The organism is Comamonas sp. 17RB (assembly GCF_030056555.1).
In the GTDB taxonomy this organism is placed as follows: Bacteria; Pseudomonadota; Gammaproteobacteria; order Burkholderiales; family Burkholderiaceae_C; genus Comamonas; species Comamonas terrigena.
In genome coordinates this window covers 439,466-462,294 of sequence record NZ_JASHHY010000002.1, presented here as the reverse complement: position 1 = coordinate 462,294, position 22,829 = coordinate 439,466, and the positions used below count along the sequence as shown (strand labels likewise).

The following is a 22,829-nucleotide window of genomic DNA, read 5'->3' as shown; positions in this document are numbered from 1 at the left end:
TTGCGCTATACTCTAGGGCTTCGCGCGAAACCCCCTCGTGTCTTTAATGGGCTGATCGCGTATTTTTAGGGCATGCGTCTGTACGCAGGCCATGTCACCAACCCTTTTCAGACTCAGGAGCCATCATGGCTGTTCAGCAAAACAAAAAGTCTCCTTCCAAGCGCGGCATGCACCGTTCGCACAATGCACTGAATGTGCCTGGTATCGCAGTGGAAGCCACCACCGGTGAAACCCACCTGCGCCACCACATCAGCCCCAACGGCGTGTACCGCGGCCGTCAGGTGCTGAAAAACAAGTCCGAAGCCTAAACTAGCGTCTCGGACCCCCGCAAGGCCCGTCGCTACTTCTGGTAGCACGGGCTTTTGCGTTTTTTGAACACGCCCTGGCGTGTGACGGTTTCGGTCTGCCGCTCAGGCCTGCGCACCTTTCCTTCATGATCACTTTGGCAGTTGACTGCATGGGTGGCGATCACGGCCCCCGTGTCACGCTGGCCGCATGCCGCCAGTTTCTGGATTCCCACTCCGATGCCCAGCTGTTGCTGGTGGGGCGTGCGGAGAGTCTGCAGTCGTTTGCGCATCCCCGTGCCACGGTGGTGGGGGCCAGCGAAGTGGTGGGCATGGACGACCCGGTGGAGGTGGCGCTGCGCAAGAAGAAGGATTCTTCGATGCGCGTGGCCATCCAGCAGGTCAAGGATGGCATCGCCCAGGCGGCCGTGTCGGCCGGCAATACCGGTGCGCTGATGGCCGTGTCGCGCTACCTGCTCAAGACCCTGGAAGGCATCGACCGCCCGGCCATTGCCACCCAGATGCCCAATGAAAAAGGCGGCGCCACCACGGTGCTGGACCTGGGGGCCAATGTGGACTGCACACCCGAGCATTTGCTGCAGTTTGCCGTCATGGGCACCGCCCTGGTGAGCGCATTGAACGAGAGCGCTTCCGGTGGCGAGCCGTCGGTGGGCTTGCTCAATATTGGTGAAGAAGCCATCAAGGGCAATGAAACCATCAAGCGCGCCGGCGAATTGCTGCGTGCGGCCGGCGAGGCCAAGGCCCTGAATTTCTACGGCAACGTAGAAGGTAACGACATTTACAAAGGGCCGGTGGACATCGTGGTGTGTGACGGCTTCGTGGGAAATGTGGCCCTGAAGGCCAGCGAAGGCGTGGCCAGCATGATCGTGGGTGGCTTGAAGTCTGAATTCAAGCGCAACATCTTCACGAAATTTGCCGCCATCATGGCCTATCCCGTGTTATCTGCGCTGATGAAGCGTATGGATCACCGTCGATACAATGGAGCGGCCCTGTTGGGCTTGCGTGGCCTGGTGTTCAAAAGCCATGGCTCGGCCGATGCGATCGCTTTTGAGCACGCGCTCAATCGTGCGTATGATGCGGCCCGCAACAACCTGCTTGACCGTGTCCGGGCCCGGATTGCGACTGCGGCCCCTTTGCTGGTGCCTGCCGTTGCTGCACCAACCGCTGGAACCACGGGCAGCCCTGAGTGAGCCTCCGCATGACACGTTACGCACGCATTACCGGCACCGGCAGCTACCTGCCTCCCCGCCGCCTGACCAACAACGACTTGGCGGCGGAGCTGGCCCAGCGCGGTATTGAAACCTCGGACGAATGGATCGTCGAGCGCACGGGCATCCATGCCCGCCACTTTGCCGCTCCCGATGTGGGCAGCAGCGATCTGGCGCTGGAAGCCAGCCGCAATGCGCTGGAAGCCGCAGGCATCACCGCGCAAGACTTGGACCTGATCATCGTCGCCACGTCCACCCCGGACATGGTGTTCCCCTCGACGGCGGCCATCCTGCAGCACAAGCTGGGCATCACCAACGGCTGCCCCGCGTTTGACGTGCAGGCGGTGTGCAGCGGCTTTGTCTATGCATTGACCGTGGCCGACGCCATGATCCGCTCCGGCTCCGCCCGGCGCGTGCTGGTGGTGGGCGCGGAAGTGTTCAGCCGCATCCTGAATTTCAACGACCGCACCACCTGCGTGCTGTTTGGCGACGGCGCCGGCGCCGTGGTGGTGGAAGCCTCCGAAGAGCCCGGCATCCTGGCCAGCGATCTGCATGCCGACGGCAGCCATGTGGGCATTCTGTGCGTGCCCGGCCATGTGTCGGGTGGCGAGGTCCTGGGTTCGCCCATGCTGACCATGGACGGCCAGGCCGTCTTCAAGCTGGCCGTGGGCGTGCTGGAAAAAGCCGCCCGTGCCACGCTGGACAAGGCCGGCATGACCGACGCCGACATCGACTGGCTGATCCCGCACCAGGCCAATATCCGCATCATGCAAAGCACGGCCCGCAAGCTGAAGCTGCCCATGGAGAAGGTGGTGGTCACGGTGGGTGAGCACGGCAATACCTCGGCGGCGTCGATTCCGCTGGCCCTGGACCATGCGGTGCGCAACGGTCAGGTGCAAAAAGGCCAGAACGTCCTGCTCGAAGGCGTGGGCGGCGGTTTCACCTGGGGTGCAGTACTCCTGAAGATGTAGTGTTCGGTGCGCTCCATGAGCGCGCCAGAGCCTGTTTTACCGCTATTGAGTGACCAACACATGACGCAATTTGCATTCGTCTTTCCCGGCCAGGGCTCGCAGTCCGTGGGCATGCTGGACGCCTGGGGCGACCACCCGGTGGTGGCCCAGACGCTGAAGGAAGCCTCTGACGCCATGGGCGAAGACGTGGGCGCCCTGATCCACAGCGGCCCCAAGGAAGCGCTGGCCCTGACGACCAACACCCAGCCCGTGATGCTGGTGGCCGCCGTGGCCGCCTGGCGCGTGTGGCGTGCCGAAGGCGGCGCGCTGCCTGCCGCCGTGGCCGGTCATTCCCTGGGTGAGTATTCCGCCCTGGTGGCGTCCGGCGTGCTGACGCTGGCCCAGGCTGCTCCGCTGGTGCGCCTGCGCGCCGCGGCCATGCAGGAAGCCGTGCCCGTGGGCGTGGGCGCCATGGCCGCCGTGCTGGGTCTGGAAGCCGACAAGGTCAAGGCCGTCTGCGCCGAAGTGACAGCCCAGCTCGGCGGTGCCGAGGTGGTGGAGGCGGTGAACTTCAACGATCCCGGTCAGACCGTGATCGCCGGCTCCAAGGCCGCCGTGGAAGCCGCCAGCGTGGCCGTCAAGGCCGCAGGTGCCAAGCGTGCACTGCCGCTGCCGGTGTCGGCACCGTTCCACTCCAGCCTGATGAAGCCTGCTGCCGAAAAGCTGAAGCTGGCACTGGCTGCGCTGGAGTTGCAAGCTCCCCAGATCCCCGTGATCAACAACATCGACGTGACCGTGCAAACGGACGCCGATGCCATTCGCGACGCTCTGTACCGCCAGGCTTTCGGCCCGGTGCGCTGGGTGGAATGCGTGCAGGCCATCAAGGCCCGCGGCATCACCACCCTGGTGGAGTGCGGCCCCGGCAAGGTGCTGGCCGGCATGACCAAGCGCATTGATGCGGAATTGACGGGTGTTGCCCTGTATGACCCTGCCACACTGGCAGAAGTGAAGGAATTGCTCGCATGACAGAGACGACCACCCCCGGCCAAGTGGCCCTGGTGACCGGTGCCACCCGTGGCATCGGCGCTGCCATTGCCCAGGAACTGGCCGCCCGCGGCTACACCGTGATCGGAACCGCCACCTCGGACGACGGCGCGGCCCGCATCAGCGCGGCCCTGGCCCCTCTGGGCGGCCGTGGCGTGAAGCTGGATGTGAACGACGCTGCTGGCGTGGACGCGCTGGTGGACGACATTGCCAAGAACCAGGGCGGCCTGCACGTGCTGGTCAACAATGCCGGCATCACCCGCGACACCCTGGCCATGCGCATGAAGGATGACGATTGGGACGCCGTGGTCGACACCAATCTGAAGGCAGTATTCCGACTCAGCCGCGCGGCTATTCGCCCGATGATGAAGCAGCGTTTCGGCCGCATTATCAGCATCACCAGTGTGGTGGGCGGCATGGGCAATGCCGGTCAGGCCAACTATGCTGCAGCCAAGGCTGGCGTGGCTGGCATGACGCGCGCTCTGGCCCGTGAACTGGGCAGCCGCGGTATCACCGTGAACTGCGTGGCCCCCGGTTTCATTGCAACAGATATGACTGCAGTGCTCCCAGAAGAGCAGCAAAAGGCCTTGTCCGCACAGATCCCTCTGGGCAAGCTGGGCCAGCCTTCCGACATTGCAAACGCAGTGGCCTATCTGGCCTCTGCCGGTGCCGGCTATGTGACAGGCCAGGAATTGGCTGTCAATGGCGGCATGTACATGTAAATAACGAAAGTTATGCCGTTTCCTCGCGACGGCAAGCCGGCTGAAGGGAGATTCCCTGAACCGGCTAGAATCGCGGGTTCATTCACAACCCCCTGAGGGAAACCATGAGCGATATCGAAGCACGTGTCAAAAAAATCATTGCTGAACAACTCGGCGTTGAAGAGTCCCAAGTGACCAGCGAAAAGGCCTTCGTGGCTGATCTGGGCGCTGACTCCCTGGACACGGTCGAACTGGTGATGGCCCTGGAAGATGAATTCGGCATCGAAATCCCCGATGAAGACGCTGAAAAGATCACGACGGTGCAAAACGCCATCGACTACGCCAACACCCACCAAAAGGGCTAAGCCCTTTTGAGCGCACCGAGCGATAAGAATAAGGTTTGAACGCATGAGCCGTCGTCGCGTTGTCGTGACCGGCCTGGGTTGCATCAGTCCCGTGGGTAACACGGTTGCTGAGGCCTGGGCCAATCTTTTGGCCGGCAAGTCCGGCATTGGCCACATCACCAAGTTTGATGCCACGAATTTTTCGTGCCGCATCGCAGGTGAGGTCAAGGGATTCAACGTGGAGGATTACATGAGCGCCAAGGATGCGCGCTCCATGGACACCTTCATTCACTATGGCATCGCGGCTGCGGAACAGGCTGTGAAGGATGCGGGTCTGCCTACGGGCGAGGCCCTGTCCGACGACCTTGCGACCCGCATCGGTTGCGTGCTCGGGTCCGGTATCGGGGGCTTGCCCCTGATCGAGAACACTCAGATTGAGCTCTCGAACCGGGGTCCCCGACGCATCACCCCATTTTTCGTGCCCGCTTCCATCATCAACATGGTGGCTGGTCACGTTTCCATGCGCTTTGGCTTCAAGGGTCCGAACCTGTCCGTGGTGACAGCGTGCACGACCGGCCTGCACTGCATCGGCGAAGCCGGGCGCATGATCGAGTACGGCGACGCCGACATCGTGGTGGCCGGTGGTACCGAAGCCACGGTGTCCCCGCTGGGCGTGGGCGGCTTTGCTGCCATGCGTGCCCTGTCGACCCGCAATGACGACCCCACCGCAGCTTCTCGTCCCTGGGACAAGGACCGCGACGGCTTCGTGCTGGGCGAGGGCGCTGGCGTGCTGGTGCTGGAAGAGTACGAACACGCCAAGGCCCGTGGCGCCAAGATCTACGCAGAGCTGAGCGGCTACGGCATGAGTGCCGATGCCGGTCACATGACGGCTCCCAATATGGACGGACCGCGCCGCGCCATGTTGAACGCCATGCGCAATGCCGGTGTGAATCCGGATCAGATCAACTATCTGAACGCCCACGGCACCTCGACCCCTCTGGGCGACCAGAACGAAAGCAATGCCATCAAGGCAGCGCTGGGCGATGCCGCGTTCAAGACCGTGGTCAGCTCCACCAAGTCCATGACCGGCCACTTGCTGGGCGGTGCGGGCGGCGTGGAAAGCGTGTTCACCGTGATGGCGCTGCACGATCAGAAGATCCCGCCGACCATCAACCTGGACAACCAGGACCCCGGCTGCGATCTGGACTACTGCGCCAATGTGGCACGCGATGCCAAGATCGATGTGGCCCTGAAGAACAACTTCGGCTTTGGTGGTACCAACGGCTCGCTGATCTTCAAGCGCATCTGACCGCATTGGCAGTCCACAGCGCCCAGGAGTTCTGCTTCTGAAGCGCCCATCACCCGCAGGCCGATCAAACGGCTCTGCGGGTTTTGTTTTTGTGGCACTGCCGTGGCATGGTCGGCAGCATGCCTTCTGCACACCATCTGCCGCCTGCCGTGCGCTACCCCGTGGTGCGCCACCGGCTGCCCGGCTACCTCGGAAGCCTACTGTGGCTGCTGGCGGGCGCCGTGCTGCTGGCCTGGTGGCGGTACAGCGCGCCCCAGCCCGCCGCCGTGCTGGGGGCGGCGGCCCTGCTGTGGCTGGCCGCTGGCGGGGCCCAGTTGCACGCCTGGCGTGCCGCACCACACGGAATGCTGCAATGGGATGGCGGAGCCTGGTGGTGGCAGGCCCAGGGGGAAGCGGAGCCCCAGCCGCTGGAGGTCCTGGAGCTGCGCATCGACCTGCAAACCGCCGTGCTGCTGGCCTGGCGCGGTGCGGGCGGCCGCTGGCAACATGCCTGGCTGCTGCAGCGCAGCGTACCCTGGCGTTGGGGGGATTGGCGGCGTGCGGTATATTCGGCGGCCACCGTGTTCCGCCAGACGGAGTCTGCGGTCTGACCTTTCCCCCGCTGCATGAGCCCCCACGTCGCACCTCCTCCCGCACCTTCTGACACCGATCTGCAACTGGTGGAGCGCACGGTAGCGGGCGACCAGCGGGCCTATGAGCTGCTGGTGCTCAAGTACCAGCGCCGCATCGAGCGCCTGATAGCGCGCATGGTGCGCGACACCGATCTGGTGCAGGACATCGCCCAGGAAACCTTTCTGCGCGCCTACCGGGCCCTGCACCAGTTCCGGGGGGAGGCGCAGTTCTACACCTGGCTGTACCGGATTGCGGTGAACACGGCCAAGAAGGCGCTGCTGGACATGAAGCGCAATCCGGTGGTCACGGAGAGCGCGTTACAAACCTCCGATGACGAGGATGAAACTTCTCGGCCCGGAAACGAACCAATCAACGAGGAGACTCCCGAGACGGTGCTGGCGGCGCAGGAAATTGCAGCTGCCGTGAACGCCGCGATGGATGCTTTGCCCGAGGATTTGCGCCAGGCGGTCACGCTGCGCGAGATCGAAGGGCTGAGCTACGAAGAAATTGCCACTGTCATGGGTTGTCCCATCGGAACCGTGCGTTCGCGCATCTTCCGAGCCCGCGAGGCCATCTCCGCACGCGTCAAGCCGCTGCTGGAGCGCCAATCGGGCAAGCGGTGGTGAGGGTGGTGTTGAACACATGGCAGGCGCAAGCCCAAGTGAGCAGGTAACCCCATGACGGACGATCTGAAAAACAAGGAATTGCTGTCGGCGCTGGTCGACGGCGAGCTGTATGGCGACGAGCTGAGCCAGGCGGTGGCGTGGGCCGAAGAAGGCGAAGGCCATGCCAGCTGGCAGCTCTACCATCTGGTGGGCGATGTGCTGCGCTCGCCCGAGCTGGCCCACCACAGCCAGCACGATCTGCTGAGCGGTCTGCGTGCCCAGCTGGCCCAGGAGCCACCGCTGTCGCTGCAACCCGCCGCGCTGGAGCAACTGGCACCGGCCCAGCTGCCCATGACCTCGGCCGTGCAGAGCCTGGTGCGCGACCCCGTGGCCAATGCCTCGGTGTTCCGCTGGAAGGTGGCCGCCGGCTTTGCCTCCGTGGCAGCCGTGGCCGCCATGGGCTGGAATCTGGTGGTGGTACCGGCCGGCACCGGCAGCCAGCTGGCCCAAGCGCCGGCCGCCAGCCAGGCCAGCGTGCAGCTGGCGCAGGGCACGCCCGGTGTCCCGATGATGTCGGTCCCCCAGACCGATGGCTCGGTGATTGCCGTGGCCACCGGCAATGGCTCGGAAGTGATTCTGCGCGACCCGCGTCTGGACGAACTGCTGGCCGCGCACCGCCAGTTCGGCAGCAAGGCATCGCTGCAGATGCCGGCCGATTTCCTGCGCAATGCCAGCTTTGCCAGCACACCGGTGCCGGCGGCCAACCGCCATTGATCTGCCCGCGGCAGAGTGGGGTGCTTGTGTTTTGATAGCTTTCTGCGCTGATGCAGAGGGCTTTTCAAACTGAAAATCCGATACAGAACATGAAATGAGCGCCCAAGGCGCTCATTTTTTTGTGCATGCGGCCCACAGCGTCCACAGCGCTTCGGTGCATGATGCTGGGGAACCAATCGCAAGGATGCCTTTCCAAACAGGCAGTCTGATAGCGAGATAGAGCGCCTTGGAAAGGATGAAGATGCCCGCATTGCAACGCAAAACCCTGCAAGCCTTGAGTGTGGCGGCCTTGATCGCGGCCGCCGCAGCCGGTGGTGCCGTTTGGAATCTGCCGCTGGCCCAGGCACAGGCCGCAGCCCCCAGCCCGGCCGCGTCGTCGGCTGCCGCACCAGCGGCTGCACCGCTGGTCAGCGGTCTGCCGGATTTCACCGCGCTGGTCGACCATGTCGGCCCTTCGGTGGTCAACATCCGCACCACCGAAAAGGTGGCCGCCCGCGGCAATGGGGGCGGATCGGCACTGGGCATGGACGAGGACATGCTGGAGTTCTTCCGCCGTTTCGGCCTGCCGGTGCCCAATATTCCCAAGCAGCCGCAGCGCCCCGGACCGGGCGGCAGCGACGGGGATGGCGAGTCCCAGCCCAGCGGCGTGGGCTCGGGCTTCATCCTGACCGGCGACGGCTATGTGATGACCAATGCCCACGTGGTCGAAGATGCGGACGAAGTCATCGTCACGCTGACCGACAAGCGCGAGTTCAAGGCCAAGATCGTGGGCAGCGACAAGCGCACCGATGTGGCCGTGGTCAAGATCGATGCCAAGGGCCTGCCCGCCGTGAAGATCGGCGACGTGAGCCGCCTGAAGGTGGGCGAGTGGGTGATGGCCATTGGCTCGCCCTTCGGCCTGGAAAACTCGGTGACGGCCGGCATTGTGTCGGCCAAGCAGCGCGACACCGGTGACTACCTGCCGTTCATCCAGACGGACGTGGCCATCAACCCCGGCAATTCCGGCGGGCCGCTGCTGAACCTGCGCGGCGAGGTGGTGGGCATCAACAGCCAGATCTATTCGCGCTCCGGCGGCTTCATGGGCATCAGCTTTGCGATTCCGATCGACGAAGCCGTGCGCGTGAGCGACCAGCTGCGCTCCACCGGCAAGGTGACGCGCGGCCGCATTGGCGTGCAGATCGGCTCGGTGACCAAGGAGGTGGCGGAATCCATCGGCCTGGGCAAGCCGCGCGGCGCCCTGGTCTCGGCGGTGGAAGCCGGTTCGCCCGCCGCCAAGGCCGGCGTGGAGGCCGGGGACGTGATCATCAAGTACAACGGCACGGACATCGACAAGGTCTCCGACCTGCCGCGCCTGGTGGGCAACACCAAGCCGGGCGTCAAGGGCACGGTCACCGTGTTCCGCCGAGGCAGCAGCAAGGACCTGTCCATCACCATTGCCGAGGTGGAGCCCGACGAGGCCGTGGCCGCACGCAAGAAGGCCGAAAGCAGCAGCGCCGCGACGGCCAGCGCCAAGTCGCTGGGCCTGGTGGTGGCCGATCTGACGGCCGCGCAGAAGAAGGAGCTCAACGTCAAGGGCGGCGTGCGCATTGTCAGCGTGGCCGATGCCGCGGCCCGCGCCGGCCTGCGTGAAGGCGATGTGGTGCTGTCCGTCGCCAATACCGAGGTGGCCGATGCCAAGGGCTTCGAGGCGGCGCTGAGCAAGGCCGACAAGAACAAGCCCGTCAACATGCTGGTGCGCCGCGGGGAGTGGGCCCAGTACGTGCTGGTGCGACCGGCCCGCTGAGGTGGGTGCCTGGGGGCGGCTGCCATGCCGCCCCAAGGGGACTGGGAATGCCCGTGAGCGCAAGGTGGTCGCTTGGGTAGAATCCCTAGTCCGGCGCACAGGTGCCGTCGCGAGCGGGTGCTTGCTGCGGTGCTAGGAGCTGACGGGCATTGCCGGCAGCGAATTTCCGCTGAACCGCAATTGTGGATAAGCTGTGGTTAGTTTTGCTGCATCGCTGGCGCTGAGCCGCCAGACAGCAAAAACGGTGCTTTTGCAGAGGGCTTTTGCCTACAATCAGCAGCCCAACCATCGCAGTTGCCCAAGATTGTTGGTTCAGGGCGCGTCAGAGTCGACGCGCCCTTTTTTCTTGCCTTGTGCGCGCCACATTCATTTAAGTTACCAAGACGCTTTTCGTTGATGAATCACATCCGTAATTTCTCCATCATTGCGCACATCGACCATGGCAAATCCACGCTGGCCGACCGCTTGATCCAGCGTTGTGGCGGCTTGGCCGAGCGCGATATGGAAGCCCAGGTGCTGGACTCGATGGACATCGAGAAAGAGCGTGGCATCACCATCAAGGCGCAGACGGCTGCACTGCAGTACAAGGCCAAGGATGGCAAGGTCTACAACCTCAACCTGATCGACACGCCCGGCCACGTGGACTTCTCGTACGAAGTCTCGCGTTCGCTGTCGGCCTGTGAAGGCGGTCTGCTGGTGGTCGATGCCTCGCAGGGCGTGGAAGCCCAGACCGTGGCCAACTGCTACACCGCACTCGACCTGGGGGTCGAGGTCTTTGCCGTGCTCAACAAGATGGATCTGCCCAATGCGGATCCGGACAACGCCAAGGCCGAGATCGAAGACGTGATCGGCATTGACGCGACCGACGCGATTCCCTGCTCGGCCAAGACCGGCATGGGCATCGACGAGATTCTGGAAGCCATTGTGGCCAAGGTGCCGGCGCCCAAGGGCGACCCGGATGCGCCGCTGCGCGCCATGATCGTGGACAGCTGGTTCGACCCCTATGTGGGCGTCGTGATGCTGGTGCGCGTGGTCGACGGTCAGCTCAAGAAGGGCGAGCGCTTCAAGATGATGGCCACAGGCGCAGCCTATGAAGCCAACAACATCGGCGTGTTCACCCCTGCCAACCAGCCGCGCGATGCGCTCAAGGCCGGCGAAGTGGGCTACATCATTGCCGGCATCAAGGAGTTGAAGGCCGCCAAGGTGGGCGATACCGTCACGCTGGAAAAGAAGCTGCCGAACAATCTGGGCCCTGCCGAGAAGGCGCTGCCCGGCTTCAAGGAAGTCAAGCCCCAGGTGTTTGCGGGTCTGTACCCGACCGAAGCCAGCGAATACGACCAGCTGCGCGATGCGCTGGAAAAGCTGCAGCTCAACGATGCGGCACTGCAGTACGAACCCGAAGTGTCGCAGGCGCTCGGCTTTGGCTTCCGCTGCGGCTTCCTGGGCCTGCTGCACATGGAGATCGTGCAGGAACGCCTGGAGCGCGAGTTCGATCAGGACCTGATCACCACCGCCCCCAGCGTGGTGTACGAAGTGGTCAAGGCCGACGGCGAAGTCATCCAGGTGGAAAACCCCTCCAAGATGCCCGATCAGGGCCGCATGGAAGAAATCCGCGAGCCCATCGTGACCGTGCACCTGTACATGCCGCAAGACTATGTCGGCCCGGTGATGACACTGGCCAACCAGAAGCGCGGCGTGCAGAAGAACATGGCCTACCACGGCCGTCAGGTCATGCTGACCTACGAAATGCCGCTGGGCGAAATCGTGCTGGACTTCTTTGACAAGCTCAAATCGGTCTCGCGCGGCTATGCCTCCATGGACTACGAGTTCCTGGAGTACCGAGCCTCGGACGTGGTGAAGGTCGACATCCTGCTCAACGGCGAAAAGGTCGATGCGCTGTCCATCATCGTGCACCGCTCGCAGGCCACTTTCCGCGGTCGTGCCGTGGTGGCCAAGATGCGTGAAATCATCAGCCGCCAGATGTTCGACGTGGCGATCCAGGCGGCGATCGGCGCCAACATCATCGCCCGTGAAACCGTCAAGGCCATGCGCAAGAACGTGCTGGCCAAGTGCTACGGCGGTGACATCACCCGCAAGCGCAAGCTGCTCGAAAAGCAGAAGGCCGGTAAGAAGCGCATGAAGCAGATCGGCTCGGTGGAAGTGCCGCAGGAGGCTTTCCTGGCCATCCTGCAAGTGGAGGATTGATGCAAGCCATGCAATGGATCACAGCCGCCGTTCTGGCGGCTTTCGTAGGCTATGTGGGCGCCTGGTACACGGGTGCGATCGAAGGCAATTTCGCCCTGTTGATGTTCCTGGCCACCGTCGTGACCGGTGCGTACTGGCTGGCGGAGCGCCTGTATTTCTGGCCGCGCCGCAAGCAGGCGGCACAGGCCCTGGCCGATGCCGCCACGGCACGCCGCGCCGAGCTGGACCGCATGGGCATTGCCAAGGTCGATCTGGACACCACCGAAGGCCAGCAAAAAGCCCTGGTCCAGCCCTGGTGGCTGGATTGGACGGCCGGTCTGTTCCCGGTGATCGCCGTGGTGTTCATCCTGCGCTCCTTCCTGTTCGAGCCGTTCAAGATCCCGTCCGGTTCGATGATTCCCACGCTGCTGGTGGGGGACCTGATCCTGGTGAACAAGTTCACCTACGGTGTGCGCCTGCCGGTGCTCAACACCAAGGTCATCGACGGCAAGACGCCGGAACGTGGCGATGTGATGGTGTTCCGCTACCCGCCCCAGCCCTCGCTGGACTACATCAAGCGTGTGGTGGGTGTGCCCGGTGACACCGTGGCTTACCTGAACAAGCGCCTGACGATCAACGGCCAGCCGGTGCCCACCAAGGACCTGCCCGATTTCTTCGATGAAGACGCCATGCGCTACTTCAACCAGTACGAGGAAACCCTGGGCCTGTTGCCGCACCGCCTGCTCAACACCCAGGGGGTGCCGGCCTTTGTCCAGGGCGCCAGCAACTACGCGTACCGGGAAAACTGCACCTACAGCGTCGAAGGCGTGACCTGCAAGGTGCCCGAAGGCCACTACTTCGTGATGGGCGACAACCGCGACAACTCGCTGGACTCGCGCTACTGGGGTTTTGTGCCGGATGCGAACATCGTCGGCAAGGCCTTCTTTGTCTGGATGAACTTCGGCAACCTCAAGCGCATCGGTTCCTTCAACTGATCGCCGGCACCGGGGGAGGGCGCCATGCCGCTCCCGGCGCACCACAGCCCGCGCCCGCCAGCGCGGGCTTTCCTTCAGGGCGCGGGTGTTTAGGGGGCGCCGCCGCCGCGGCTTTCACGATTGGCGGACAATCAATCCCCTGTCTTTCTGGACATACCAGACCCTGTGCAAGACGACACCCCCTGGATTGCCCGTGCCGGACGGCATGGGTCCCGGCTTCACCCCGCCCCGCCGCCGATGGCATGACGCCGCGCAAGAGTGCCGCGTGGCAGCCGCCCGGTGCATGAAAAAGCACTGGCCGACGGCCTGTATTCCCGATAGATTTCGCTGGCAGGCGCCGCCTGCCTTGTTTACCGATTTAACGACCAGATTCCTAGGTGCTACCCGGCCTTTTAGCTTTGCAGCAGCGTCTGCAACATAATTTTTCTGAACCCGCCTTGCTGCAACGTGCGCTGACGCACCGCAGCTTCTCGGCGGACAACAACGAACGCCTGGAGTTCCTGGGGGACTCCGTGCTCAGTCTGGCCGTCTCCACGCTGCTGTACCAAAGGCTGCAGTCGCTGCCCGAAGGCGATCTCTCCCGTGTGCGGGCCAACTTGGTCAAGGAAGGCACGCTGCACCAGATCGCACTCAAGTTGGAGCTGTCCGGCCTGTTGCGCCTGGGCGAAGGCGAAGCCAAGTCGGGCGGCAAGCAGCGCCCCTCCATCCTGGCCGATGCCGTGGAAGCGCTGATCGGCGCCGTCTATCTGGACGCCGACTACCGCACGGCCGAACGCCTGGTGCACCACCTCTATGAGGGGGTGGACATCAACCCGCACATGCGTGCGGTGCAAAAAGACCCCAAGACCGCACTGCAGGAATGGCTGCAGGGCCGTCGCATGAAGCTGCCGCAGTACAAAGTGGCAGAGATCACCGGGGCCGCGCATTTGCAAACCTTCGAGGTGGCCTGCGAGATCGCAGAACTCCACCTCCATGCCAACGGCACAGGCGCTTCGCGCCGTGCTGCGGAGCAGGCAGCAGCCGCTGCCTTGCTCGATCAACTGAAAGCGAAACATCCATGACCGACGCTGCCAAGAAAAAAACAGCAGGCAAAACCAGCCCCGATCGCGCCAAGAGCCAGATCGACATCAACGATCCCAGCCTGGACTACATCAGTGCCATGCTGTCCGGGGCCAAGCCCGGAGCGGCCGCCACGCCCATCCGCAGCGAAGAGGAAAGCGCCGCCGAGCCCGTGCGCGAAGTGCCGGTGGAAGAGCAGCGCTGTGGCCTGATCGCCATCGTCGGCAAGCCCAACGTGGGCAAGTCCACGCTGATGAACGCGCTGGTGGGGCAGAAGATCTCCATCACCTCGCGCAAGGCGCAGACCACGCGCCACCGCATCACCGGCATCCACACCAAGGACGACACCCAGTTCGTCTTTGTGGACACCCCGGGTTTCCAGACCAAGCACTCCACCGCACTGAACAAATCGCTGAACAAGACGGTGATGGGTGCCATCGGTGACGTGGACCTGATTCTGTTCGTGGTCGAAGCCGGCAGCTTCACCCTGGCCGACGCCAAGGTGCTGAGCCTGTTCAAGCCCGGCATCCCCACGCTGCTGATCGCCAACAAGCTGGATGCCGTGGGCCGCCGCCACGAAATCGCCCCCTGGCTGCAAAGCATGCAGGAGCGCCACCCCTTCGCCGAGTTCGTGCCCATGTCGGCCAAGAACAAGAAGGACATCGAGCGCATGTACGGCATCTGCGCCAAGTACCTGCCGCAGCAGCCCTGGTTCTACAGCCAGAACGAGCTGACCGATCGCAGCGAGAAGTTCCTGGCCGCAGAAACCGTGCGTGAAAAGCTGTTCCGCTTTACCGGCGACGAGCTGCCCTACACCTCGACGGTGGTCATCGACAAGTTCGAGGAAGAGCCCAGCAAGACCCACAAGCGCTTCATGCGCGTGGCCGCCACCATCGTGGTGGAGCGCGATGGCCACAAGGCCATGGTGATCGGTCAGGGCGGCGAGCGCCTCAAGCGCATCAGCACCGAAGCGCGCCAGGAACTGGAAAAGCAGTTCGACGCCAAGGTGTTCCTGGAAGTCTGGGTCAAGGTGAAGTCCGGCTGGGCCGACGACGAGGCCCGCGTCAAATCCTTCGGTTACGAGTGAGCGCCGGGTACTGCAGGGTAGCTTCGCGGTGCCGTGCCAAGGGCTTGCGCCCGGCATCGGCTGCTGCGCAGCGCGCTCTGCGACACTGTGAGGCTCTGTGACAGCCTTTCTTTCCAAGGCCCTTCGGGGCCTTTTGTTTTCACCACACCATGGCCGCCAAAAGGGTTAGCGAAGAACCTGCCTTCATCCTGCACCAGTACGACTGGAGCGAATCCAGCCTGATCCTGGAATGCTTCACCCGCCACCGTGGGCGGGTGGCGCTGGTGGCCAAGGGGGTCAAACGTCACACCTCCAATTTCCGGCCGGTGCTGCTGGCGCTGCAGCCGCTGCGGCTGAACTGGACGCTGTCGGGCGACGGCGCGGCCGACATCCATGTGCTCAAGGGGGCGGAATGGGCCGGCGGCCATGTACTGCCCATGGGCGATGGGCTGATGACCGGCATGTACCTGAACGAGCTGCTGCTGCGTCTGCTGGCCCGTGAAGACCCGTATGCGCTGCTGTTCGACGCCTATGCCGCGGTTGTGCGCCTGCTGGCCGCAGCCTCGGCGCCGCGCCGCCAGGCCGGGGAGGGGGAGGCTGCGGTGGAGCCCGCACTGCGCGCGTTCGAACTGCTGCTGCTGCGCGAGCTGGGCCTGCTGCCCGCGCTGGATAGCGAAACCCTGACCCTGCAGCCGCTGCAGCCCGAGGCCCGCTATGCCCTGGCCGCCGAGTCCGGCCTGCAAGCCACCACCAGCCCGCGTGGCAGCCTCCACGGGGCGCAGTGGCTGGCGCTGAATGCCGCGCTGCAACAGAAAGACCCGATGACCGCCCTGGCACGCTGCTGCGAAGCCGTGGCCGCGCCGCTCAAGCCGCAGCTGCGGGTGCTGTTGCAATACCATTGCGGCAATCCCCCGCTGCGCACCCGCCAGCTGATGTTGGATCTTCAATCGCTATGACCGTTTCTTCCGTTTCGTCCGCTGCCGTGCGCACCGCGCTGTCCGTCAACGTCAACAAGGTCGCACTGGTGCGCAACACGCGCCACCTCGGCATTCCCAGCGTCACGCGTGCGGCGCAGCTGTGCCTGGAGGCCGGTGCGCAGGGCATCACCATCCACCCGCGGCCGGACGAACGGCATATCCGCGGCACGGATGTGTACGAACTGGCCGAGCTGATGCAGGCCTGGCCGCGGGCAGAGTTCAATATCGAAGGCAATCCCACGCAGAACCTGATGGACTTCATCCGGCAGGTGCGCCCCCACCAGGCCACCTTCGTGCCGGACAGTGAGGACCAGTTCACCAGCGACCATGGCTGGACCTTTCCGCAGGATGCCGAGCGGCTGCGTCCGCTGATTGCCGAATGCAAGGCCCTGGGGGTGCGCGTGAGCCTGTTCATGGACCCGGTGCCCGAGCAGATGGCCGCAGCCAAGGCCGTGGGCGCGGACCGCGTGGAGCTGTACACCGAACCCTATGCCGCCTCCTGGGGAACGCCCCAGCATGCCGAGCAGCTGCGCATCTACGCCGTCGCCGCCCAGGCTGCGCTGGATGTGGGCCTGGGCATCAACGCCGGGCACGATCTGAACCGCGACAACCTGCCGGCCTTTGTGGCCCAGGTGCCGGGCGTGGCGGAGGTGTCGATCGGCCATGCACTGATCGCCGATGCCCTGGAGCTGGGCTATGCCGAGACCGTGCGTGGCTACCAGCGTGCCATCGATGCCGGCATGGCGGACCGGGCGTGAAGGCGAGGGTCCACACCGCCGCGCTGGCGGCCTGCGTGGCGGCATCGGGTGTAGGGAATTGACTGTGCGGAGGCTTCTTCCATGATCTACGGCATTGGCACCGATATCTGTGACATCCGCCGCATCCGTGCCAGCCTGGAGCGGCACGGCGAGCGCTTTGCACGCAAGGTGCTCAGCGACGCCGAAATCGCGACCTGGAAAAAGCGCAGCGAGCGCTGGCCGGACCGCGGCGTGCGTTACGTGGCCACGCGCTTTTCGGCCAAGGAGGCCTTCAGCAAGGCCATCGGCCTGGGCATGGTCATGCCCATGACCTGGCGCAGCTGCGAGATTGCCAACCTGCCCAGCGGCCAGCCCACGGTGGTGCTGCATGGCGCGCTCAAGACGTGGTTCGAGGCTCGGGGCCTGCAGGCCCACATCTCCATGTCCGATGAATCGGAATACGCCACCAGCTACTGTGTGGTCGAACAAAAGCCCTGATGGATGACCGCCCGTGCAGTGCAGCAGCACGGGCCGCGATCCGCACCGAAGTCTCTGACACCTTCACCCGTTTCCAAGGTATCTCCATGCGCTTGCACGCTCCTTTGATCATCGACATCGCCGGCACTTCGCTCTCCGACGCGGACCGCGCCCGCCTGGCCCACCCGCTGGTGGGCGGCATCATCCTGTTCAAGCGCAACTGGGAAGACCGCGCGGCCCTGGTGCAGCTGTGTGCCGACATCAAGGCCGTGCAGCCGGACCTGCTGATCTGTGTGGACCACGAAGGCGGGCGCGTGCAGCGCTTTCGCACCGATGGCTTCACCCACATCCCGCCCATGCGCGCCCTGGGTGCGATGTGGATGGATGACGGCAAGGGCAGCAAGCACCGCGAAGGCAGCGGCGCCATGCGCGCCCTGAATGCCGCCACCGCGGCCGGCTATGTGCTGGGCAGCGAACTGCGCGCCTGCGGTGTGGATTTCAGCTTCACCCCGGTGCTGGATCTGGACTATGGCGAAAGTTCGGTCATCGGCGACCGCAGCTTCCACCGGGACCCGCGTGTGGTGGCGGCCCTGGCCAGGAGCCTGATGCACGGCCTGCTGCAGGCCGGCATGGGCAACTGCGGCAAACACTTTCCGGGCCACGGCTTTGTGAAGGCGGATTCGCATGTCGATATCCCCGTGGACCCGCGCAGCCTGAAGGCCATCCTGGACGAAGACGCCGCGCCGTACCCGTGGCTCTCCAGCGTGCTGACGGCCGTGATGCCCGCCCATGTGATCTACCCCAAGGTGGACAAGCGTCCGGCGGGCTTCAGTGAAAAATGGCTCAAGGACATTCTGCGCAGCCGCCTGCGCTATGACGGCGCGATCTTCAGCGACGACCTGAGCATGGAAGGTGCCCGGCGCCTGCACGGCAGCAGCGGCCCGCTGATCAGCTATACCGACGCCGCGCTGTCTGCGCTGCAGGCGGGCTGCGACATGGTGCTGCTGTGCAACCAGAGCCTGGGCTTTGGCGAGCATGTGGACCAGTTGCTGGACGGCATGGACGCCGCGCTGCGCGACGGCCGCTGGGTGCCGGATGTGGACTCCGAATCGCGCCGCGTGTCGCTGCTGCCGGATACCGAACCCCAGGCCTGGGACGATCTGATGCGCCAGCCCGCCTATCTGCAGGCGCTGGACCAGCTGCCCTGAACACCGGCCCCGGCAGGGGCCCTGCATCCGCCGATCCGCTGCAAACCCCGGTTTGCAGCGGATTTTTTTATGCCTTGGATGCCGCCGTTGTCCCGAAAAAAGGGGTGCCAGCTGCCTGCTTCCCAGGGGTGGAAGGGGTGTGTGCAAGAGGGTCTGAAGGGGTGCGCAGGGCCGCAGATCGACCGTGTCGCCCAGGGGGAAGACCTCAGCACAAGTCTTGGGTCTTATATCTAATGGTAAACCCCAGTATTCCACTCCAACAAAAGACCACTGGTCGCATGCAGGTGTGCTCCGCCTCTGAAACAAATGCTTGCTTGCGCTACTAGGATCGGAGCATTAAAACAACATGATCTCGCTCAAAGAAGCGGGAGTTATGTGTGCGCGCGCACCTTCGAAAGTGCATTTGTGTGATGTGGATCTAACTTCTGCATCGCCAAAAAACCACGTTCGATGCAACGAAACACTTCCCACACACTGGCGTGTGGAGCGGTGTTGACACGATGTAGGAATAGAAAAATGTCTAACTTTTCCCCACCCAGCCGCCGATCTTTCCTGATGGCATCCGGTGCCGGTGTGGCACTGACGGGCGTCGCCATGACGTTCCATGCCAACTCCAAGGAAGCCCCCGTACCGCTGGACAAGTACCAGCCCGTGTACTTCAACGCAGAGGAGTGGGCTTTTGTGCTGGCTGCCACCGCACGCCTGATCCCCTCGGAAGGGGACGGCCCCGGAGCCATCGAAGCCCATGTGCCGGTGTTCATCGACCGCCAGCTGAAGGACTACTACGGCAATGCCGACATCTGGTACATGGAAGGCCCGCACGACCCGGCCGCCACGCCCGATCGCGGCTGGCAATCGCCGCTGACGCCTGCGCAGCTGTACCGCCAGGCCATCCCTGCCTTCAACGCAGCGTGCCAGGAACGCTTTGGCAAGGAATTCAAGAGCCTGACGGTCGAGCAGCAGAACGAAGCCCTGACCGCCCTGCAAAAGGGTGAGATCAAGCTGGCTCCCGAGCTGAGCTTCTTCTTCGCCACCCTGCTGGCCAACACCAAGGAAGGCTACTTCGCCGACCCCATGCACGGCGGCAACCATGGCATGCAGGCCTGGAAGTACATCGGTTTCCCCGGCGCGCGTGCCAGCTACGCGGAATGGGTCGACCAGCACAACAAGAAGTACCCACTGGGACCGGTATCCATCAAGGGCGAAAGGGCTTAAACCATGGCACGCATTGAAAAGAAAAAAGACGTGGTCATCGTTGGCCTGGGCTGGACCGGCTCCATCGCCGGGATGGAACTGGCCGCCGAAGGGCTGGAGATCGTGGCGCTGGAGCGCGGCGGCGACCAGAACACCGTGCCCGAGTTCAAGTACCCCAACCAGATCGATGAACTCACCTACGGTGTGCGTCTGAAGAATATGCAGCACCCCCGTCAGCAGACGGTGACGGTGCGCCGCGACGACAACGAAGTCGCCCTGCCTTACCGCGCCATGGGTTCCTTCCTGCCCGCCAACGGCGTGGGCGGTGCCGGCACGCACTGGAACGGTCTGCTGTGGCGTCCGCAGGCGGAAGAAATCAAGCTGCGCACCTATGTGAAGGAACGCTGGGGCGAGTCCATCATTCCGGAAGGCATGAACCTGATGGACTACCCCGTCAGCTATGACGAGCTGGAACCCTTCTTCACCCAGTTTGACGAAGTGGCCGGTGTCTCCGGCAAGGCCGGCAACATCAAGGGCCAGATCCAGGCCGGCGGCAACCCGTTCGAAGGCTGGCGCTCCAAGGACTACCCCATGCCTGCGCTGCCATCGACCTACGATGCTAGCAAGTTCGAAGCCTGCGCCAAGAGCATGGGCCTGCACCCGTTCCCGGCACCTGCCGGCATCGCGTCCACGGCCTATGTGAATCCGTACGGCATGCAGATGGCGCCTTGCAACTTCTGCGGCTTCTGCGAGCGTTTCGGCTGCTACCAGTACTCCAAGTCGTCGCCCCAGACGGCCGTGCTGGACGCCCTCAAGCGCAAGCCCAACTTCGAATACCGCACGCACTCCGAAGTGCTGCGCGTGGAAAGCTCGGCCGACGGCAAGACCGCCACCGGCGTGACGTACTTCGACGCGGTCAAGCAGGAAGAAGTGTTCCAGCCTGCGGACCTGGTGATCCTGTCGTCCTACCAGCTGAACAACGTGCACCTGCTGCTGGTGTCCGGCATCGGCAAGCCCTACGACCCCAAGACCAACACCGGTGTGACGGGCAAGAACTACGCCTATCAGATGAATGGTGGCGTGACCCTGTTCTTCAAGGACGAAAGCTTCAACCCCTTCATCGGTCACGGCTCCAACGGCATGTGCATCGATGACTACGGCATCAACCAGAACGACTTCGGCAAGCTGGGCTTCATCGGTGGCGCCTACTGGCGCGTCGGCACCATGAACGGTCAGCCGATCCGCTCCATGCCGCTGCCCAAGGGCACGCCGGGCTGGGGTGCAGGCTGGAAGAAGGGCATTGGCGAGTGGTACGGCCACTCCATGTCGATCGGCACGCACGGTTCGCACATGTCCTACCGCAACAACCACTTGGACCTGGATCCCACCTACAAGGATCCGCATGGCCGTCCGTTGATGCGCATGACCTTCAACTGGCAGGACAACGACATCAAGATGACCCAGTACCAGAAGGTCAAGGCCGAAGAGGTGGGCAACGCCTTGAAGCCGGATCTGATCCAGTCGGGCTTCAAGAGCATCGGCGCCAAGTTCGACGTGCGTCCTTACCAGACCACGCACAACACCGGCGGTCACGTGATGTCCGAAAAGCCCACCGAAGGGGTGGTCAACCGCTACTGCCAGGCCTGGGACAAGCACAACGTGTTCGTCTTCGGTGCCGGCAACTTTGTGCAGAACACCCAGTACAACCCCACCGGCATGGTCGGCGGTCTGGCTTACTGGACGCTGCATGCCATCCGTACCATGTACCTGAAGAACCCGCGTCCGTTGGTCTGAGGAGCGTTATCCATGAAAAAAATCCTCAGCATCCTGATTGCACTGATCGTCCTGGGTATCGTCGCTGCGCTGGCCCTGGCCTACGCGCCGTTCAAGCCCACTCCGGCCAACGAAACCCTGGCAGCCGACTGGAAGGCCGAGCCCGGCCGCGGTGAATATGTCATGCGTGCAGGCGACTGCATGGCCTGCCACACCGCCAATGGCGGCGAGTCCATGGCCGGTGGCCGTGGCATCGAAAGCCCGCTGGGCACTATCTGGTCGTCCAACATCACGCCCGACAAGGAAACCGGTATCGGTAACTGGACACTGGACCAGTTCCGCGCCGCCATGGTCGACGGCGTGGGTGGCCACGGTCAGCAGCTGTACCCGGCCATGCCGTATGAGAACTACCGTTTCATGACGGAAAGCGATCTGCGCGCCCTGTACGACTACATCCAGACCGAAGTGAAGCCCGTGAAGAACGAAGTGCAGGCCACCAGCCTGACCTTCCCGTTCAACATGCGCTTTGGCCTGCGTGCCTGGAACTGGCTGGCCCTGTCGGGTGAAGCCAAGTTCAAGCCCATGGCCGGTGACGAGCAGCAGATCCGCGGCCAGTACCTGATCGAAGGCGCAGGCCACTGCGCTGCCTGCCATAGCCCGCGCACGACCTTCATGGCTCAGGACGGCACACGCCTGAGCGATGCCAGCTTCCTGACCGGCGGCATGGTGGACGAGTGGACGGCACCTGCACTGCGCGGCAAGGATGCCCGCGTGCAGAAGTGGACGGCCGAAGAGATCGCCGCCTACCTGGCAACAGGCCGCAATGCACACGCGGTGGCCAATGGCGAAATGGCGCTGGTGGTCGAGCACTCGATGCAGTACATGACCGATGCCGACCTGAACGCCATGGCGGTGTTCCTGAAGAGCATGGACGGCCAGCCGGTGGAAGCCGTGCCTGCCAAGGTGGCCGCTGCCGGTCCCCGCAGCATGCCCGCACTGCCTGCTGACGAAGCCGGCAAGGCCACGGCCACGCTGCTGACCTCCGCATCGCCGGACATGCCGGTGGGCGCCCGTCTGTATCTCGACAACTGCGCAGCCTGCCACTTTGTGAGCGGCAAGGGTGCCCCCGAGATCTTCCCCGAGCTGCAAGGCAATGCCATGGTGCTGGGCAAGGACGCCAACCCGTTCGTGTCGGTGATCCTGAACGGTACGTCGGTGCCTTCGACCAGCCGCCGCCCCATGCACCTGGCCATGCAAGGCTATGCCGACCGCCTGACCGATGAAGAAGTGGCCCAGCTGGCCAGCTTCATCCGCAACGGCTGGGGCAACAAGGCTTCCAACGTCAGCGCAAGCGACGTCAGCAAGGTGCGCAAGCACACCCAGGCTGCGGCGGCTCCCGAACGCGCCCAGTAAGCCGCAAGGCGCGCACCCCGGCCCTTTGCGGGACGGGCATGTCTCCCATCGAACCCAGCCGGACAGAGCGTCCGGCTGGGTTTTTTTATGCCGCAAGCGCCTGCCGGCGTG

General features: G+C 63.9%; 22 protein-coding genes. All 22 read left to right on the top strand.

The window, feature by feature from the left end; all coding sequences use genetic code 11:
* Nucleotides 1–125 precede the first annotated feature (125 nt).
* The 22 genes from rpmF (at nucleotide 126) to QM470_RS05225 (ending at nucleotide 22,718) form a co-directional block, all read left to right on the top strand.
* Nucleotides 126–308 carry a 50S ribosomal protein L32 gene (rpmF, locus tag QM470_RS05330; RefSeq protein WP_003058062.1) on the top strand — a complete coding sequence of 61 codons (183 nt, stop codon included), beginning with the start codon at nucleotides 126–128 and terminating at the stop codon, nucleotides 306–308.
* 125 nt (nucleotides 309–433) lie between these two features.
* Complete coding sequence (gene plsX, locus QM470_RS05325) at nucleotides 434–1,495, top strand: phosphate acyltransferase PlsX (RefSeq protein ID WP_283338455.1); 1,062 nt, start codon at nucleotides 434–436, stop codon at nucleotides 1,493–1,495.
* An 8-nt stretch (nucleotides 1,496–1,503) separates the two neighbouring features.
* Nucleotides 1,504–2,484, top strand: coding sequence for a beta-ketoacyl-ACP synthase III (locus tag QM470_RS05320; protein WP_066537162.1), 981 nt, complete (start codon nucleotides 1,504–1,506; stop codon nucleotides 2,482–2,484).
* A gap of 60 nt (nucleotides 2,485–2,544) precedes the next feature.
* Nucleotides 2,545–3,489, top strand: coding sequence for an ACP S-malonyltransferase (gene fabD, locus QM470_RS05315; protein ID WP_280013426.1), 945 nt, complete (start codon nucleotides 2,545–2,547; stop codon nucleotides 3,487–3,489).
* Entirely contained in the window at nucleotides 3,486–4,229 is a 744-nt protein-coding gene (gene fabG / locus QM470_RS05310) for a 3-oxoacyl-ACP reductase FabG (protein ID WP_066537156.1), read from the top strand. The genes fabD and fabG overlap by 4 nt, the downstream gene beginning before the upstream one ends.
* A 104-nt stretch (nucleotides 4,230–4,333) precedes the next feature.
* Nucleotides 4,334–4,573 (top strand): acyl carrier protein, encoded by a 240-nt coding sequence (gene acpP, locus QM470_RS05305; protein ID WP_066537147.1) that lies wholly within the window; start codon nucleotides 4,334–4,336, stop codon nucleotides 4,571–4,573.
* A 43-nt stretch (nucleotides 4,574–4,616) separates the two neighbouring features.
* Nucleotides 4,617–5,861 (top strand): beta-ketoacyl-ACP synthase II, encoded by a 1,245-nt coding sequence (gene fabF, locus QM470_RS05300; RefSeq protein ID WP_066537146.1) that lies wholly within the window; start codon nucleotides 4,617–4,619, stop codon nucleotides 5,859–5,861.
* Between the two features lie 119 nt (nucleotides 5,862–5,980).
* A complete protein-coding gene (locus tag QM470_RS05295) occupies nucleotides 5,981–6,451 on the top strand; it encodes a hypothetical protein (RefSeq protein WP_283338454.1) in 471 nt (156 codons plus the stop codon).
* Between the two features lie 15 nt (nucleotides 6,452–6,466).
* Nucleotides 6,467–7,099 carry an RNA polymerase sigma factor RpoE gene (gene rpoE, locus QM470_RS05290; protein WP_066537142.1) on the top strand — a complete coding sequence of 211 codons (633 nt, stop codon included), beginning with the start codon at nucleotides 6,467–6,469 and terminating at the stop codon, nucleotides 7,097–7,099.
* Nucleotides 7,100–7,150: 51 nt separating this feature from the next.
* Nucleotides 7,151–7,852: a sigma-E factor negative regulatory protein gene (locus QM470_RS05285; RefSeq protein WP_283338453.1), complete on the top strand. Its 702-nt coding sequence runs from the start codon at nucleotides 7,151–7,153 to the stop codon at nucleotides 7,850–7,852.
* Nucleotides 7,853–8,093: 241 nt separating this feature from the next.
* Nucleotides 8,094–9,635: a DegQ family serine endoprotease gene (locus QM470_RS05280; protein ID WP_283338452.1), complete on the top strand. Its 1,542-nt coding sequence runs from the start codon at nucleotides 8,094–8,096 to the stop codon at nucleotides 9,633–9,635.
* A gap of 396 nt (nucleotides 9,636–10,031) precedes the next feature.
* On the top strand, nucleotides 10,032–11,840 hold the full coding sequence (lepA, locus tag QM470_RS05275; RefSeq protein ID WP_066537125.1) for a translation elongation factor 4: 1,809 nt from the start codon (nucleotides 10,032–10,034) through the stop codon (nucleotides 11,838–11,840).
* Nucleotides 11,840–12,814 carry a signal peptidase I gene (gene lepB / locus QM470_RS05270; protein WP_066537116.1) on the top strand — a complete coding sequence of 325 codons (975 nt, stop codon included), beginning with the start codon at nucleotides 11,840–11,842 and terminating at the stop codon, nucleotides 12,812–12,814. The genes lepA and lepB overlap by 1 nt, the downstream gene beginning before the upstream one ends.
* 377 nt (nucleotides 12,815–13,191) lie before the next feature.
* Nucleotides 13,192–13,875, top strand: coding sequence for a ribonuclease III (gene rnc, locus QM470_RS05265; RefSeq protein WP_066537113.1), 684 nt, complete (start codon nucleotides 13,192–13,194; stop codon nucleotides 13,873–13,875).
* Complete coding sequence (era, locus tag QM470_RS05260) at nucleotides 13,872–14,960, top strand: GTPase Era (RefSeq protein ID WP_225608717.1); 1,089 nt, start codon at nucleotides 13,872–13,874, stop codon at nucleotides 14,958–14,960. Before rnc ends, era begins: the two co-directional genes overlap by 4 nt.
* Before the next feature lie 149 nt (nucleotides 14,961–15,109).
* Nucleotides 15,110–15,895 carry a DNA repair protein RecO gene (gene recO, locus QM470_RS05255; RefSeq protein ID WP_283338451.1) on the top strand — a complete coding sequence of 262 codons (786 nt, stop codon included), beginning with the start codon at nucleotides 15,110–15,112 and terminating at the stop codon, nucleotides 15,893–15,895.
* Nucleotides 15,892–16,674: a pyridoxine 5'-phosphate synthase gene (locus tag QM470_RS05250; RefSeq protein ID WP_283338450.1), complete on the top strand. Its 783-nt coding sequence runs from the start codon at nucleotides 15,892–15,894 to the stop codon at nucleotides 16,672–16,674. Before recO ends, QM470_RS05250 begins: the two co-directional genes overlap by 4 nt.
* A gap of 81 nt (nucleotides 16,675–16,755) precedes the next feature.
* Nucleotides 16,756–17,151 (top strand): holo-ACP synthase, encoded by a 396-nt coding sequence (gene acpS, locus QM470_RS05245; RefSeq protein WP_283338449.1) that lies wholly within the window; start codon nucleotides 16,756–16,758, stop codon nucleotides 17,149–17,151.
* An 86-nt stretch (nucleotides 17,152–17,237) separates the two neighbouring features.
* The gene (nagZ, locus tag QM470_RS05240) at nucleotides 17,238–18,338 is read left to right on the top strand and encodes a beta-N-acetylhexosaminidase (RefSeq protein WP_283338448.1); all 1,101 of its coding nucleotides are present in this window, start codon (nucleotides 17,238–17,240) and stop codon (nucleotides 18,336–18,338) included.
* Nucleotides 18,339–18,854: 516 nt separating this feature from the next.
* Nucleotides 18,855–19,553 carry a gluconate 2-dehydrogenase subunit 3 family protein gene (locus QM470_RS05235; protein ID WP_280013437.1) on the top strand — a complete coding sequence of 233 codons (699 nt, stop codon included), beginning with the start codon at nucleotides 18,855–18,857 and terminating at the stop codon, nucleotides 19,551–19,553.
* Between the two features lie 3 nt (nucleotides 19,554–19,556).
* Nucleotides 19,557–21,326: a GMC family oxidoreductase gene (locus tag QM470_RS05230; protein WP_280013439.1), complete on the top strand. Its 1,770-nt coding sequence runs from the start codon at nucleotides 19,557–19,559 to the stop codon at nucleotides 21,324–21,326.
* A gap of 12 nt (nucleotides 21,327–21,338) precedes the next feature.
* On the top strand, nucleotides 21,339–22,718 hold the full coding sequence (locus QM470_RS05225; protein ID WP_283338447.1) for a c-type cytochrome: 1,380 nt from the start codon (nucleotides 21,339–21,341) through the stop codon (nucleotides 22,716–22,718).
* Nucleotides 22,719–22,829: the final 111 nt, after the last annotated feature.

Bases quoted from the DNA above. Each gene is read 5' to 3' on its own strand.
- acpS (WP_283338449.1), top strand. From the start codon at position 16,756: ATGATCTACGGCATTGGCACCGATATCTGTGACATCCGCCGCATCCGT.
- QM470_RS05295 (WP_283338454.1), top strand. From the start codon at position 5,981: ATGCCTTCTGCACACCATCTGCCGCCTGCCGTGCGCTACCCCGTGGTG.
- fabD (WP_280013426.1), top strand. From the start codon at position 2,545: ATGACGCAATTTGCATTCGTCTTTCCCGGCCAGGGCTCGCAGTCCGTG.
- plsX (WP_283338455.1), top strand. From the start codon at position 434: ATGATCACTTTGGCAGTTGACTGCATGGGTGGCGATCACGGCCCCCGT.
- QM470_RS05235 (WP_280013437.1), top strand. From the start codon at position 18,855: ATGTCTAACTTTTCCCCACCCAGCCGCCGATCTTTCCTGATGGCATCC.
- era (WP_225608717.1), top strand. From the start codon at position 13,872: ATGACCGACGCTGCCAAGAAAAAAACAGCAGGCAAAACCAGCCCCGAT.
- nagZ (WP_283338448.1), top strand. From the start codon at position 17,238: ATGCGCTTGCACGCTCCTTTGATCATCGACATCGCCGGCACTTCGCTC.
- lepB (WP_066537116.1), top strand. From the start codon at position 11,840: ATGCAAGCCATGCAATGGATCACAGCCGCCGTTCTGGCGGCTTTCGTA.
- QM470_RS05250 (WP_283338450.1), top strand. From the start codon at position 15,892: ATGACCGTTTCTTCCGTTTCGTCCGCTGCCGTGCGCACCGCGCTGTCC.
- rpmF (WP_003058062.1), top strand. From the start codon at position 126: ATGGCTGTTCAGCAAAACAAAAAGTCTCCTTCCAAGCGCGGCATGCAC.
- fabG (WP_066537156.1), top strand. From the start codon at position 3,486: ATGACAGAGACGACCACCCCCGGCCAAGTGGCCCTGGTGACCGGTGCC.
- recO (WP_283338451.1), top strand. From the start codon at position 15,110: ATGGCCGCCAAAAGGGTTAGCGAAGAACCTGCCTTCATCCTGCACCAG.
- rpoE (WP_066537142.1), top strand. From the start codon at position 6,467: ATGAGCCCCCACGTCGCACCTCCTCCCGCACCTTCTGACACCGATCTG.
- QM470_RS05230 (WP_280013439.1), top strand. From the start codon at position 19,557: ATGGCACGCATTGAAAAGAAAAAAGACGTGGTCATCGTTGGCCTGGGC.
- fabF (WP_066537146.1), top strand. From the start codon at position 4,617: ATGAGCCGTCGTCGCGTTGTCGTGACCGGCCTGGGTTGCATCAGTCCC.
- QM470_RS05320 (WP_066537162.1), top strand. From the start codon at position 1,504: ATGACACGTTACGCACGCATTACCGGCACCGGCAGCTACCTGCCTCCC.
- QM470_RS05280 (WP_283338452.1), top strand. From the start codon at position 8,094: ATGCCCGCATTGCAACGCAAAACCCTGCAAGCCTTGAGTGTGGCGGCC.
- QM470_RS05225 (WP_283338447.1), top strand. From the start codon at position 21,339: ATGAAAAAAATCCTCAGCATCCTGATTGCACTGATCGTCCTGGGTATC.
- QM470_RS05285 (WP_283338453.1), top strand. From the start codon at position 7,151: ATGACGGACGATCTGAAAAACAAGGAATTGCTGTCGGCGCTGGTCGAC.
- lepA (WP_066537125.1), top strand. From the start codon at position 10,032: ATGAATCACATCCGTAATTTCTCCATCATTGCGCACATCGACCATGGC.
- acpP (WP_066537147.1), top strand. From the start codon at position 4,334: ATGAGCGATATCGAAGCACGTGTCAAAAAAATCATTGCTGAACAACTC.